This is a genomic window from Neptuniibacter sp. QD37_11 (assembly GCF_047778105.1).
In the GTDB taxonomy this organism is placed as follows: Bacteria; Pseudomonadota; Gammaproteobacteria; order Pseudomonadales; family Balneatricaceae; genus Neptuniibacter.
Genome location: NZ_CP180552.1, coordinates 2705171 through 2718911, shown reverse-complemented (window position 1 = coordinate 2718911; position 13741 = coordinate 2705171). Strand labels below are relative to the sequence as shown.

Below are 13741 nucleotides of genomic sequence, written 5' to 3'. Positions count from 1 at the left end.
AAAAATAATTATAATAGGTACAGATAGTGGAGGGATTATGGATTTTCTGTACCAAAACTTAGAGCAGACGTTGGCTGATTCGATAAAAAATGGCGATCTGCCCGCGGGGAGTAAACTGCCTTCGATTCGCGTTCAGTGTGAACAACAAGGCTTGTCTAAAGCAACGGTGATTCATGCTTACCAGCGCTTGGAAGCGGCGGGTTTGATCGAGTCTCGTTTTAAATCAGGCTTTTATGTCTGTAGTTTGCCTAAAGCCCATCCTACACCCTCTCGCCCTGAACTCTCCGTAGCGCCTCAGCTTGTCGATATGAGTGATCTTATTCGCGACATTATGGAGCGTAATGCGGCTTTCGATATCTTTCCCCAAGAGCAAGGCTATATGGATATGCCGGTGGGTATTACTGAGCTGAATCGCAGTATTGGCAGAGCGTTACGCCGACAGAAATGTAATGACCATCAATATTATGATGAACCATCTGGCTTATTGGAGTTGAGAGAGCATCTCTCGGAACGATATCGTCGGACTGGTTGTCATTTTAGTGCCGCAGACGTCACTATTACCGCTGGCTGTCAGCATGCGCTTTCGTTGGCTTTGCAATTAAGCTGTGAACCTGGAGACATTGTTGCGGTTGAATCACCAGGCTTTTATGGCGTGTTACAACTTATCGAAAGCATGGGGTTAAAAGTGCTGGAAATCCCCGTCTCTTCCCATACTGGCATGTCGACAGAGGCGCTGGAACAGGCGTTAGAAGAGTGGGAGATTAAAGCCTGCATAGTGACGCCGTCATTTGCGACGCCGAGTGGCGCTTTGATGTCGGTCTCTGCGCGTGAGCATCTTTTATCTTTGGCGAGTAAACACGATTTTGTTGTGGTTGAGGATGATATTTACGGCGACTTAGCCTTTGGTCAGCGCGTCCCACCATTAAAAAGTATGGACCGTGAAAACCGTGTGATTCTATGTGGTTCTTACTCTAAGTCCGTTTCAAGAGAGCTTCGTTTGGGTTGGATTATTGCAGCTGAACAGAAGCAGTTGATGCGCCTTAAAATGGTGAACCTTCTCGCCCTAAATAAATTTACTCAACAAGGTTTGGTCGATTTCCTCAAAGAGGGTGCTTATGAGAAACATCTGAAAAAGCAAAAGATGCTTTTGCAGCAGCAGAGAGATCAGCTTATTCAGTTACTCTCTCAGGAGTGGGGCGAATTAGGTGTGATTAGAGTGAGCCAACCGCAAGGTGGTTTGACCTTATGGGTAGAATTGGAAGATAGCTACGATTTGACTTCGGTGTATTTAAAAGCTCGAAGTGAAGGCATATTAATTACCCCGGGTAATCTGTTTACAGCGCAAAATCAGTACCGTAATTGTTTACGTTTAAGTTTTGCTCATGCTTGGAATGAGGCTCGTCGCGGCGCTTTGATTCGTTTAGCTAGCTTAATTAAACAGACTCAAACTGATGAGGGTACCGAGTAAACGGTCATGGATTTAAGCTGAGTAATTATAGTATATTGTTATGTTATAACAACTTTAACTGTGTCGATGGTTTAGAATGATTTTAAATAAAGTTTTTCGTTTAGCGGCGGTATCTACAGCCGTGTTAGCAAGTTCTGTTATGGCTGAAAGCCATCAACATGAAGCTCATGTTCATGGTATTGCTGAGCTAAATTTTGTTATTGAAGGTAACGTTGCGGAGATGGAACTACGTTCCCCTCTAATGAACATTGCCGGTTTTGAGCACGAAGCGGTCAGTGCTGAAGACAAACAAAAAATTAAGAGTGCCACTAAGCAGCTAAAAGATGCTTATGCTCGCATTAAATTTCCAGACGATGCGCTATGTATTGTTGATGACACTAAAGTAACGATCGGTGAAGAGGAAGATGAGCACGCACATCATGAACATGCAGCTCATCATGATAAGCACCACGATCATAAACATGAAGACCATCATGGCCACGATAAGCACCACGATCACGCAGATCATCATGACCATGAAAAGCATCGCAACATTACAGCGCATTATCACTTCCAATGTGTTAACCCTGCGAAAATAAATGCAGTAACATTAGATTTCTTTAGCCATTTCCCTCATATGGAAACTGTGAAAGTAAACGTGCTAAATGGTGCCGATATCCGCTCTGTGGAACTCACGCCTATGCAGAGGGTCTTAGAGCTTTAATCAAGGAATCAAAATGCCAAGCGCTGTTGAAATTGATGCCTTAACTTTTAGATGGAACCGTCATACACACGGGATCACGGTTCCTTATTTTGAGTTAAAGCAGGCTGAAAGTGTCTTTATTAAAGGCCCTTCAGGAAGTGGTAAGAGTACATTGCTCAATCTGTTGGGCGGTATGATTGCTCCATCTTCTGGTTCTATCAAAATACTAGAGCAAGATGTGGGCACTTTTACGTCTCGGAAGATGGATCGTTTTCGTGCCGACCACATCGGTTTTATATTTCAGCAGTTTAATCTGTTACCTCATCTTGATCTGATCGACAATGTCGCGTTGCCCTGTCATTTCTCCGCTTCGCGTAAAACGAGAGCCGAAGAAAAATACGGCAGCGTTAGCGAAGGTGCTAACTATCTTCTGCAGGAATTGGGGTTGGGCGATAGCCTTACCAAAGGACGCAAGGTGCTAGCGCTTTCAACAGGTCAACAGCAACGTGTGGCTGTGGCTAGGGCGATGCTTGGCTCGCCCGAGCTGATCATTGCGGATGAACCAACCTCTGCTTTAGATACTGAACATAGAGATATGTTTATGCAGCTTTTATGTAAGCAGTGTGAATCGGTTGGGGCTGCCTTGATGATGGTAAGTCATGATCCAAACTTAGAGCAGTACTTCTCGAGGGTTGAACGATTAGTTCCTAGTACTGAAGGGGGCTTCGCGTTGTGATCTTATTTCGTTTAACTTGGCAGAGCTTACTTAATCGTAAGAGTACTATCCTACTCACAGTCTTGTCGCTCAGCGTAAGTATCATGCTGGTTATGGCGGTAGACACGCTGAGGACTCAAACTAAAAGTAGTTTCACCTCCACTGTATCTGGTACCGACCTGATTGTTGGGGCTAAGGGTGGTTCCATAAACTTATTGCTCTATTCGGTGTTCCGCTTAGGCGATGCGACCAATAATCTCTCGTGGAGTAGCTATCAGGCAATTAGTCGTCATTCAAAGGTTGCTTGGAGCATTCCTTTTTCATTGGGTGATTCCCATCGTGGTTACCCAGTATTAGGAACTTCATCTGATTACTTTAAGTACTTTCGTTACGGCAAAAAACAACCTTTAGCTTTGGAGCAAGGCAAAGAGTTTGAGGGCGTGTTTGATGTTGTCATTGGTTCTGATGTCGCCGAGAAACTGCAATACAAGTTAGGCGATTCTGTTGTGATCGCTCATGGTCGCGGTAACGCCTCTCTGGTTGAGCATGATGATAAGCCTTTCAAAGTCGTTGGTATTCTTGAGTCTACAGGGACCCCTGTAGATCAAACACTGCATGTGAGTTTAGCGGCTATTGAAGCGATTCATATCGATTGGAAAGCAGGGGTGCAAATACCCGGATCTGGCGGGGCTTACACGGAAGAGCAACTCAGCAAGCTACAGCCAGAGCAGATCACTGCGTTTATGCTCGGGCTAACATCCCGCTTTTCTACTTTCCACCTGCAAAGATCTATCAATCAATTCCCAAAAGAACCATTACAAGCGATTATTCCCGGGTTGGCCTTACAGTCTTTATGGCAGATGTTCTCTTTGGCAGAACAAGCTTTGCTGGTGGTGTCTGGCCTTGTGATTATATCCAGCATGCTAGGTTTGATGACCTTGCTGCTAGCCAGCCTTAATGAGCGACGCAGGGAGATAGCGATCCTTCGTTCGGTTGGTGCGCGTCTCTGGCAAATATTATCTTTACTAATTTTGGAATCTTTTTTCGTTACAGCGATCAGTATTATATTGGGCATGCTCTTGTTGTACTTAAACTTGCTATTATTAGCACCTTGGCTCCAGACAGAATTTGGTGTTTGGTTAAGTATTACTGGGCCTACCTTATGGCAATGGCAGCTCATTGCTGTGCTATTGGTATCTGGCACAGTGGTTGGTGCTGTACCTGGATATCGAGCGTACAAACAATCCCTAGCGGATGGTGTAGCAGTTAAAATTTAGTGGAGAGTGTAATGCTCAGTGGGCGATTCCCCGTTTGGCTATTTAGCCTAATTTTGTTGGCGTTAAGTAATGCGACCACAGCAAATATGCTGAATGGTGAGAAAGTAGAAGAGGTTGAGTGGGAACAATTAATGCCTGCGGACTTCTCGTTAGATGAGCTTTTGGGTATCACTGATGAGATGGCCATGATCGATGATTTTGATCCCAAGGCGCAGGAGTTGTTGGATCAGATGATGGCTGCAATGCAGTCTGCCCCAGTCGTTCCTGAGGTCGATGGGAAAATGATTAAAATTCCTGGGTATGTTGTACCTCTAGAATCGGAAGGCCAAACCGTAACGACCTTCTTTTTGGTGCCTTATTTTGGAGCCTGTATTCATGTTCCACCACCACCGTCGAACCAAATCATCCACGTCAATTTTGAGCCGGGCACTCATGTTGAAAACCTTTATGATGCCGTTTGGGTAACTGGGCGTATTAACACTGAGACCGTCAGCAATGATATGGCTACTTCGGGTTATATCATGGAAGCTTTCCAGATCGAACCTTACGATCTTTAATATTGGTCTTACCAATTGACAAAAAATATTAGGAATAGCTGGTTTAAGGGGTAAGGGCTAGGTAAAATTCCCGACCTAACCACTTTTCAGAGACCTTGCCCTTGTGGATCAAATTGTTGAGCTAATTCTTGAATCTGGCCGTTCTGGCTTAGATATGGGGCTGTATATCCTACTGCCTATCATGGTTGTGATGTTGTCACTCATGAAGCTGTTAGAGGCAAAAGGTGTACTTTGCTGGATCTCTAATATGTTGGCCCCAGTTTCTCGCATCTTTGGTATTCCGGGTCTAGGTGTTTTGGCGATGTTGAAGCTACTGTTTGTCAGCTTTATCGCGCCTTTAGCCACCTTAACTTTAATGGATAAAAACGGTACTTCGCGCCGTTATATCGCAGCTACATTAGCGATGGTGTTAGCCATGTCACAAGCTAATGCGACTTTTCCGCTAAGTGCAGTGGGTTTGGATTTGGGTGTTACTCTGCTTACCTCTGTTGTGGGGGGCTTAGCCGCTGCAGCGTTTACCTATTACCTTTTAACGCGAAACCTGACCGATCCAGATACTCAAGAAACTGAGATAGCAGCGGATGCAGGCAGTAAAAAGTCGGTTATGCAGCTACTTGGCGAAGGTGGTAAAGAGGGGATGAAGCTTGTTCTCGATATGCTGCCTATGCTGATTTTAGCGATCTGCTTCGTCAATATCTTAAAGGTAACTGGAGCGATTGGTTTGCTTAGCTCGGCACTGGCGCCTGTGCTGGGTTTGATTGGTTTACCTGAGGCCACAGTACTTCCATTGGTGACTAAGTTTATTGCTGGTGGCACGGCCTTTATGGGCGTGACGATCGATTTGGTCAATCAGGGCTTAATCACCATCAATGAGCTAAACCGTATGGCTGGTTTTGCAACTAACCCACTTGATGTTCTCGGTGTCGCTATCTTTGCAGCTGCCGGCAAACGTATTGGGCAAGTCATTAGATATGCCGTATACGGTGGTTTGTTTGGTATGACAGTTAGGGGAATCATGCACCTGATTATTTTCTAAATCAGGTCCACTTTTTTAGCGGTTCAGGACAAGTTGCGGACCTTTCTTGCCTGCTGGAATGGTGTGTTTTGCAAATACGCCGTAGATATGTCCACAGCTGTCACAATAAGCGACTTGGAACCAAGCATGGCTGTCTTTGGCTTGTTCGGTACTGTCTTTAGAGACAATGTGTTCAATACCTTCTACCATACATTCTGGACATTTTGGTTCAGCCATTTCGCTTATCCTTATTAGTTTTGAGCGTTTGTACTTAGTAATCCAGAAACGCTAAAGGTTCCATAAAATTCAGGCAGATACGAATATCTGCCTGAATTAGGAAAGTTTGAACTATTAAAGCTCAACATTCATCGCGGTAGAACCACGAATCGCTTTCTCTTTAGCTTCTGTCACGCTGTTGTCTCGCGCTAATACCACACCCATGCGGCGCTGGCCTGTTACTTCAGGCTTGCCGAATAAACGTAGTTGAGTGTTAGGTTCTGCAAGTACCTGTTGAAGGTTACCAAAACGTGCTTGTTTGGATTCACCTTCAACCAAAATAACACTGGATGCAGAAGGGCCGTGGAAATGAATATTCGGGATTGGCAAACCTAGAATTGCACGTGCATGTAGCGCAAATTCGGATAGATCTTGAGAGATCATCGTTACCATGCCTGTGTCATGTGGGCGAGGTGATACTTCGCTGAAGTAAACGTGATCGCCCTTGATGAATAGCTCAACACCAAAGATGCCGTGACCGCCAAGTGCTGCTGTGACTTTCTCTGCGATATCTTTAGAGACTTCTAGCGCTTTGTCGCTCATCTCTTGAGGTTGCCAAGACTGGCGGTAATCACCACCCACTTGAACGTGACCAATGGGTTCACAGAAGCTTGTTTGGCTATCGTGGCGAACAGTCAAAAGCGTGATCTCATAATCGAAATCGACAAAGCCTTCGACAATCACTTTACCTTTACCAGCGCGACCGCCTTCTTGAGCATATTGCCAAGCTGCTTCTACTTCGCCTTCTGATTTAATCGTGCTTTGACCTTTACCAGAAGAGCTCATGATAGGTTTGACAACACATGGGATCCCTACGTTTGTAATCGCGTCTTTGTATTCTTCGTAGGTTTCTGCAAACTGGTATGGAGATGTTGGAATATCCAACTCCTCAGCAGCTAGGCGACGGATGCCTTCACGGTTCATCGTCAGTTGAGCAGCGCGAGCCGTAGGTACTACTTTGAAGCCTTCGTTTTCTAGCTCAACCAGTGTATCTGTAGCGATCGCTTCGATCTCTGGAACGATAAGATCTGGCTTCTCTTCTTCGATCACTTTACGAAGTGCTTCGCCATCTAGCATGGAGATAACGTGGCTACGATGAGCTACCTGCATTCCTGGCGCATTTGGGTAGCGATCTACAACGATAACCTCCGCTCCCAAACGTTGTAATTCGATGACAACTTCTTTACCTAGTTCGCCACCACCACACATTAATACACGGGTAGCTGAAGTTGATAAAGGGGTCCCTATGTGCAGCATTGTCCAATCCTCTGCGTGAAAAAATTTCAAGCATTATACGGTGCAAATCGCGCTAATCACCAGCAGAAAAAAGGGTATAAACTATACTCTAAAAGTGTTGTTTCTAGGGTTAAGGGTTATGAGAAGGCTAGTGTTTCTCGCCCCTACGGTGTCACAAGTAAATTCTGTTGTGGCTGACTTTCTGGCGGTTGGGATCGAAGACGAATCTATTCACTTTATTGCTGAAGACGCATCTCTAATCGAGAAAATATCAGCGCGCGCCGCGACCGACATAGAAACAACTGAACGTGAAAATGATCTAGATTGGGGCATGGTTGCAGGAGGCAGTTTTGGCCTCGCAGCTGGCCTTGTGGCAACCACAGTGCTAGGTCCGGTTGGCTCAGTAGTCAGCGGTGGCACAGTGGTCATAAGTAGCATCCTTGGAATAGGTTTAGGAGGATGGCTCGGAAAGCTGGTTGGTGAAGACACTCCGGTACATTTGTTGGCAAAGTATAAGCATGCTTTACAGCAAGGGGGTGTGCTAGTCATGGTGGATATTCCCGCAGAGCGAATGACGGAAACTCATAAGTTGATACGGCAGCATTGCCCTAAAGCGTTAGTCGAGATTATTCACCTGCACTGGGATCATCAACAGGCTGCATGATATAGATAGACCTTTTGCCTGAGAAGGCCGATTAGTCGGAGTATCCATCCGGCAGAAAGGGGCGATACCGTTCATGGTATCGCCCCTTGTTATTTAAGGCTCAGAGACTCTCGCCATTATTTCTTTAGATTTCTTTCATATAACAGCGTTTATGCTATTTCTTAAATAGGGAAGGAGAAGGAGATGTATTATGTCCAGAGGTCACGCACGATATCAGGAGAGACATCACGGTTTATCGTTATTTGGCAAAGATCTGGTGCGCCGTTGCAGTTCTCATTGTGAATTATGTAATGCCCAAGGCGTTAAATTAGGCATATTTGAGGTGCCTCCTATTTTGACGGAGCCAAACTTTGAACATTGCATCATGATTTGTGATGTTTGCACGCAACAGATTGAGCGTCCTAAAATACGTGATAATAATCACTGGCGCTGCCTTAATAGTTCTATTTGGAGCCCTGTACCTGCTGTAAAAGTGATGGCGATTGCTATGTTGCAAAACATTGCTCAGCAGGAACGTTGGGCGGTTGAACTGCTTGAGCAGGTATATTTAGAGCCTGATGAACAAGCATGGTTAGAGGAAATTGATATCCCCTAATTGCTAATCAGTATCTATTTCACCACACAGACTGTTAGGGAACTGTTTCCGAATATCTTCCGCAGATAACTTGTTTGCTAACAGATAATGAAGCTTGCAGAAGGCTGCTTCTAAGGTCATCTCTTCCCCAGAAATAACACCGATCTCATTTAAAGCTTCGCTGCAGGCATATTGTCCTTGGAGAATATCCGCTTGTAAGCATTGGCTGATATTAACGATAACAATCCCATTTTCGTGAGCTTTACGTAAAGCACTCAATAACGCTTTGTTGCTATCGGGCAGATTACCAACGCCATAGCTTCTAAGGATAATTGCTTTTAATCCTTCACTTTCGAGAATGCTAGATGCTAGTTGTCCACAGATGCCAGGATAGATCGGCAAGATAGACACCGCTTTAGGATCAAAAGTTGGTGAGACAAAATTCTCTTTATCTGCAGGAATAAAAAGCCGGCTGTGTAACTCAATATGTAAACCGATCTGACCAAGCCAAGGGAAATTAGGGCTATCGAAGGCATCTAGTCCAGTTGCTTTCACTTTACTCGCGCGGTTTCCGCGTAAAAGTCTTCCGCTAAAGTAGATGCAAACTTCATTTACAGGATGAAATGCCGCCAAAATCATCGATGTGATTAGATTATCTAGCGCATCATTACGTAACTCAGACAGAGGGATTTGCGAACCTGTAAATATCACAGGTTTGTTTAACCCTTGAAGCATAAATGACAGCATAGAGGCACTGTAAGCCATGGTGTCAGTGCCATGCAGGACGATAAAACCATCATACTTATCATAGTGTTGGATAACTAAATCAGCGATCTTGTTCCAGTGTGATGGTTCAAGGTTAGCACTATCGATGAGCGGATTGAGTTCAATCATCTCAAAATCAGGCAGGGCTGAATGGTGAGAATGTGCCAGTCTGCTGCGAATGACATCCTCAAATCCACCCATAGGTACATAGCCTTTATCAGAGGCTTGCATGCCGATTGTGCCGCCAGTGTAGATGAGTAGAACGTTTTGGCTCATTTTAAATCTCCAGAATTAACCCGTTATATATACGTTGAACGGTAGAAGATTAAAAGCGGTTCAATCGGATTTTTGGCTTCTATCATCAGGGGTGAGGTAGCGAGATTGGTTGATGAGTTTGGATATTTCGTGAGAAGGAAGTGGTTTACTAAAGTAAAAACCTTGTAGCTCATCACAGGTTTGGGTTAGCAGGAAACCTCGTTGTTGCTGAGTTTCTACACCCTCCGCAATGATCTGAAGTTTGAGACTTCGTGCCATAGTGATAATTGCTTGGGTTATCTCTGCGCTTTCAGCGCTTTCATCTAAATCGCGGACAAAGCTTTGGTCGATTTTGATGCGATCTAACGGGAACTGTTTCAGATAGCTTAAGGAGGAGTAGCCCGTACCGAAATCATCGATTGCGATTTGTATGCCCATAGCTTTGAGGCGAGTTAGAGTCGTGATGGTTTCTTGATGATCATCCATCAAGGCTGACTCTGTTAGCTCTACTTCTAGCAAATCTGGGGATAACTGAGTCTGTTGCAGTATACGTTCAATTTTTTCGATAAGTTGTTCGTCACGGAACTGCACAGCCGATAAGTTGACGGCGATGCGTATCGGCTTGTCATTTTGCCAATTCCATGTGGCTGCTTGGCGACAGGCGGTCTCCATAACCCATTCACCAATGTTGATGATCAAACCGCTTTTCTCGGCGATTGGTATAAATACTGCTGGGGAAATAGGTCCGCGCGTTGGGTGTTTCCAGCGTAATAGGGCTTCTAGGCCGATAACTTGCCCGGTCAAGCTCAACACTTGAGGTTGGTAATAAACTTCAAATTGATCTTGGCTCAAGGCTTGATGGAGATCGGCAACTAACGAAGATTCGTCGATGATTTGTTGTTTCAGGCTTGTAGAATAAAAGCAGAGTTCCCGTTTAGGGTTTGATTTGGCTTTCTGCATGGCCGTGTAGGCATTATTGATTAACGGTTCGCATTCGCTGCCGTCTTGGGAATACAAACTAATGCCGATTGAAGGTTTAAAGAAGAAATGCTGGTCTTCTAGTTGGCAAGGAAGACGGAGCAACTGTAGTAAACGGCGGCCTATTTGCTCTGCATTACTGTGATCAGTCTGCTTAGGTAACATCACAGCAAACTCAATCCCACCTAAACGTGCAACAGGATAATGGAAACCCACGGCGGTTTTTATTTGCTGGGCCGCTATATTCAGTGCGCTATCACCTGCCGAGATGCTGAGGCGGTTATTAACCTCTTTAATCCCGCTCAGTTGGACCACCAGAAAGGCGATGATTTCACCCACTTGGGCTTCACCGATAGCAGTATCAAGCTGGCTTTTTATCATCTCTCGATTCGGTAGGTGAGTAATCGGATCAAAATTCAGTTGCTGATAAACTTCTTTATTGAGCTTAGTGATCTGTCGCTGCGAGGCGTTATAGCGTTTCCAGCTCAAGAACATAAAAAAGAGAGCTTGTAGCGCTAGTGCATCTGTTGGTGAGAACCAGAGTTTTAGTTCATTAAATAAAGTGATTGTCAGCGTAACGGTTACTGCAATGGCAAAAAGGATGCTTAACGGATAATAGCGACGCGGTAACAGATACATAAAAGGTAAAACGGTCAGGGCCAGCCCTAAGGTGATGATTAGATGAACGGTCGGCGTAAGCTCAAATAAAAAGCGTTTATCCATTAATGCCGCAGCAATATTGGCATTTAATTCAACACCAGGCATACGCTGATGTTGGCCGGATACAGGTGTGCTTATCGCATCTCCCATACCGGATGCGGTGGCGCCCACTAACACGGTTTTTCCTGATAATTTATCTAGTTCCACCGTGCCATTAAGTACATCGATGTATGAATAGCGCTGGATGGTTCCAGGGGGGCCATAAAATGGAATTAAAAAGGGGATCTGGCGAAGCCAGCCTGAACCTGACGGAGACGCAGATTTCTTAAAGGGGAGATCGGTTTGTGCCTCTTGGGAGCTTTGATAGAGCGCTAGACCCAACGTTGGCCAATGAGGATCACCTAAACCCGCGTAAAGGTAAACTCTTCGACTAATTCCATCCAAATCTATTTCGGTGTCTACATGACCAATGCCATCACTGGGCGCAGCTAAAGTTGGGATAGGTAGTAGCTCTTTGATGCCTTCTGGGTTGTCTGTCTTTTCGGGCGCCATAGCCAAGATTACGCGGCCATGTTGGGCTATTGCTCGGGCAAAGTCCTGATCGGCTTCTGGACTGTCTGTTTCAGAAAAGAGAATATCAAAGGCAACGGCTGAGGTATTAGCTTCTGTAAGTTGTGAAAGCATATCCGCGTGGATACTGCGACTCCAAGGCCAGCGTCCTAATTGCGATAAGCTCGCGTCATCTATTGCAATGATTGCGATATTTTCAGGAGGATTATCTAATTCCTGAGAGATCAGGGTGTCGTAAGCAATAAGGTCAACACGTTGGAGTAGGGAGCTATTATAGCCGATCACAATACTGAGAAAGAGTAATCCCAGAATGATTAATTGTTGTAATCGGCGTTTAATCATAACAACAAGATGGTCAATACAAATGATCCAAATACATAAACCCAACTATCACTCGGAGGAGGGGTAAGCTCCTGAGTTACACCCCAGGCACCTGCATAGCCATCATCGGCCAATGCCCTTACTCGGATGTAGCGATAACCTTCGGGCCGAGGAATAGCTATTTCTGGTTCTGCCACGGTTGTATCTGTAAGGATAGTTGCAAATTTACGATCGCGGGCAATTTGCACCTGATATGTTTGTTCGTATTTGCTGGATGCCCATGACAGTTTTACTTCTTGTTCATCTTGTTCTAGCTCTGGCTGGGGTGTAGCCGGTATAGGCTTAACATCAAATACCCGGGTATCGCTGTACGGGCCTTGTTCACCTTTACTATCAACGCTTGCCAAACGCCAAAAATAGGTTTGTGATTCGGCCAAGCCTGTTAGGTTTAGGTTGGGTGTGGTTAGGCCTGAATCAGATGTAACAATATTTTGGAAGTTAGCGTCAGTTGCTATCTCTACTATATAGTTTTCGGCATCACTGGAACGGGTCCACTCTAATAAAGGCGTTTGGCCTCTAAGCGTTGCTTTATTCGCTGGCGCCATAGGGAATGGCGGTTGTGGACGTGCATTCAGAATGATTGCTTGATTGGTAGCGAAGCCTTCAATGCCATCATGATCGATGGCTCTAACTTGCAGGTAATAAGTATTGTCTGCGAGGTCTGGCAGATTGATACGGTTACGAGGACTGTGGCTATCCCATAAAATCGTTGTCATCTGGTCAGATTTTGAGATTTGAGCTCGATAGTTGGCTGCTTTTGAATTTTCGTTCCAGCGAACTTCATAACCAATTTGCTGTATTTCCTCGGGGAGCTCTAGTAGCGTTGGTGCTGGTTGCAGCTTCTTCGGCACCATTGGCGCTTTATTCTTTTCAACGGTTGTACCGAAGCCTGATCTGACTAAACGTGTTCTTTTAGCGCCTTTTACAGCAACTCCGCCCTCAAGCACTTCGATACGTGCCGTATTGTTATCCGCTGAATAGGCTGTACGGAACTCAGTGCCTCTGACGGCTGAAATGGCTGCAGGGGTATGGATCTCTAAACGAGCACCATCACCTCTTTGTGGCTGTGCCACGGTGTCAATTTCCCCCGAGATCAGTTGCACTCGAGAATCGACCATACCTGTTTCACCGTATTGGCGTAGGTGATTAAAGCTAACTCGCGAGTTTTGTAGCACCAGCATCTCACTACCATCCGCAAAACGGACAATAACACTTGCTTGGTTGCCCGTATGAAGCTGATCGCCTAAGTTAAACTTTGATTTGAGCGTAAGTATTTCTTGGCTGTTATCAGCGTGCTTGATTATTTTTGCATCTCCTTCAATGGCAGTAGCAACGGCGGAGGCCGGTTGAGACTTAATCCAAGCAAGAGGGACCCTAAGTTTGGTGTTTTCGGGAATGCGTTTAGGGTCAGCAATATTGTTAATTTTCTGGAGCTGCTTCCAATAGGAGGTTTTGTAGAGATGTTTTTGGCTAAATTCTGACAGAGTGTCCCCTTCTACCACTGAATAAACCCACTCTTGGGCCATAGCATTAGGCGCTACCAGTAGAATGCATGAAATTGCTAAGGTACGGAATAATTGGGTAGGGGAATTGGTAGCCATAATCAGTTTCCTTTGATTATTTCATCTCAAACTCTGATCTAGATTAGAACAGAATTTAATTTAGTCA

Annotated in this window: 13 protein-coding genes; 8 read left to right on the top strand and 5 right to left on the bottom strand. The window is 45.1% G+C overall.

What is annotated here, in order from left to right; translation table 11 throughout:
• The first annotated feature begins 37 nt into the window (after positions 1-37).
• From ACMXYT_RS12660 to ACMXYT_RS12635, 6 genes are all read left to right on the top strand, one after another.
• Positions 38-1468 carry a PLP-dependent aminotransferase family protein gene (locus ACMXYT_RS12660; protein ID WP_415898975.1) on the top strand — a complete coding sequence of 477 codons (1431 nt, stop codon included), beginning with the start codon at positions 38-40 and terminating at the stop codon, positions 1466-1468.
• A 76-nt stretch (positions 1469-1544) separates the two neighbouring features.
• Positions 1545-2171, top strand: a complete 627-nt coding sequence (locus ACMXYT_RS12655) for a ZrgA family zinc uptake protein (RefSeq protein ID WP_415898974.1) — start codon at positions 1545-1547, stop codon at positions 2169-2171.
• Positions 2172-2184: 13 nt separating this feature from the next.
• Entirely contained in the window at positions 2185-2886 is a 702-nt protein-coding gene (locus ACMXYT_RS12650; RefSeq protein WP_415898973.1) for an ABC transporter ATP-binding protein, read from the top strand.
• Positions 2883-4142 carry an ABC transporter permease gene (locus ACMXYT_RS12645; RefSeq protein WP_415898972.1) on the top strand — a complete coding sequence of 420 codons (1260 nt, stop codon included), beginning with the start codon at positions 2883-2885 and terminating at the stop codon, positions 4140-4142. The genes ACMXYT_RS12650 and ACMXYT_RS12645 overlap by 4 nt, the downstream gene beginning before the upstream one ends.
• Positions 4143-4153: 11 nt before the next feature.
• A complete protein-coding gene (locus ACMXYT_RS12640; RefSeq protein ID WP_415898971.1) occupies positions 4154-4699 on the top strand; it encodes a DUF3299 domain-containing protein in 546 nt (181 codons plus the stop codon).
• Positions 4700-4802: 103 nt separating this feature from the next.
• Positions 4803-5735: a nucleoside recognition family protein gene (locus ACMXYT_RS12635; protein WP_415898970.1), complete on the top strand. Its 933-nt coding sequence runs from the start codon at positions 4803-4805 to the stop codon at positions 5733-5735.
• Positions 5736-5750: 15 nt separating this feature from the next.
• Here ACMXYT_RS12635 and ACMXYT_RS12630 read toward each other — a convergent pair whose 3' ends face one another.
• Together ACMXYT_RS12630 and purT are read right to left on the bottom strand one after the other, a co-directional pair.
• Positions 5751-5951, bottom strand: coding sequence for a transcriptional regulator (locus tag ACMXYT_RS12630; protein WP_415898969.1), 201 nt, complete (start codon positions 5949-5951; stop codon positions 5751-5753).
• Positions 5952-6065: 114 nt separating this feature from the next.
• Positions 6066-7247, bottom strand: a complete 1182-nt coding sequence (purT, locus tag ACMXYT_RS12625) for a formate-dependent phosphoribosylglycinamide formyltransferase (protein ID WP_415911512.1) — start codon at positions 7245-7247, stop codon at positions 6066-6068.
• A gap of 118 nt (positions 7248-7365) precedes the next feature.
• Between purT and ACMXYT_RS12620 the strand changes: the two genes are divergently transcribed.
• Both ACMXYT_RS12620 and ACMXYT_RS12615 read left to right on the top strand, forming a co-directional pair.
• Positions 7366-7890 (top strand): hypothetical protein, encoded by a 525-nt coding sequence (locus tag ACMXYT_RS12620; protein ID WP_415896778.1) that lies wholly within the window; start codon positions 7366-7368, stop codon positions 7888-7890.
• A 190-nt stretch (positions 7891-8080) separates the two neighbouring features.
• Entirely contained in the window at positions 8081-8485 is a 405-nt protein-coding gene (locus ACMXYT_RS12615) for a phnA protein (protein WP_415898967.1), read from the top strand.
• Positions 8486-8488: 3 nt separating this feature from the next.
• On the opposite strand, the gene ansA is transcribed toward ACMXYT_RS12615, so the two are convergent.
• The 3 genes from ansA to ACMXYT_RS12600 are packed head-to-tail and all read right to left on the bottom strand — an operon-like array spanning position 8489 to position 13674.
• Complete coding sequence (gene ansA, locus ACMXYT_RS12610; RefSeq protein ID WP_415911511.1) at positions 8489-9505, bottom strand: asparaginase; 1017 nt, start codon at positions 9503-9505, stop codon at positions 8489-8491.
• Positions 9506-9565: 60 nt separating this feature from the next.
• Entirely contained in the window at positions 9566-12034 is a 2469-nt protein-coding gene (locus ACMXYT_RS12605) for an EAL domain-containing protein (RefSeq protein WP_415911510.1), read from the bottom strand.
• Complete coding sequence (locus ACMXYT_RS12600; protein ID WP_415911509.1) at positions 12031-13674, bottom strand: FecR domain-containing protein; 1644 nt, start codon at positions 13672-13674, stop codon at positions 12031-12033. Before ACMXYT_RS12600 ends, ACMXYT_RS12605 begins: the two co-directional genes overlap by 4 nt.
• Positions 13675-13741: the final 67 nt, after the last annotated feature.

Coding starts and splice junctions, on each gene's coding strand:
- ACMXYT_RS12660 (WP_415898975.1), top strand. CDS start 38: ATGGATTTTCTGTACCAAAACTTAGAGCAGACGTTGGCTGATTCGATA.
- ACMXYT_RS12655 (WP_415898974.1), top strand. CDS start 1,545: ATGATTTTAAATAAAGTTTTTCGTTTAGCGGCGGTATCTACAGCCGTG.
- ACMXYT_RS12650 (WP_415898973.1), top strand. CDS start 2,185: ATGCCAAGCGCTGTTGAAATTGATGCCTTAACTTTTAGATGGAACCGT.
- ACMXYT_RS12640 (WP_415898971.1), top strand. CDS start 4,154: ATGCTCAGTGGGCGATTCCCCGTTTGGCTATTTAGCCTAATTTTGTTG.
- ACMXYT_RS12630 (WP_415898969.1), bottom strand. CDS start 5,951: ATGGCTGAACCAAAATGTCCAGAATGTATGGTAGAAGGTATTGAACAC.
- purT (WP_415911512.1), bottom strand. CDS start 7,247: ATGCTGCACATAGGGACCCCTTTATCAACTTCAGCTACCCGTGTATTA.
- ACMXYT_RS12620 (WP_415896778.1), top strand. CDS start 7,366: ATGAGAAGGCTAGTGTTTCTCGCCCCTACGGTGTCACAAGTAAATTCT.
- ACMXYT_RS12615 (WP_415898967.1), top strand. CDS start 8,081: ATGTCCAGAGGTCACGCACGATATCAGGAGAGACATCACGGTTTATCG.
- ansA (WP_415911511.1), bottom strand. CDS start 9,505: ATGAGCCAAAACGTTCTACTCATCTACACTGGCGGCACAATCGGCATG.
- ACMXYT_RS12605 (WP_415911510.1), bottom strand. CDS start 12,034: ATGATTAAACGCCGATTACAACAATTAATCATTCTGGGATTACTCTTT.
- ACMXYT_RS12600 (WP_415911509.1), bottom strand. CDS start 13,674: ATGGCTACCAATTCCCCTACCCAATTATTCCGTACCTTAGCAATTTCA.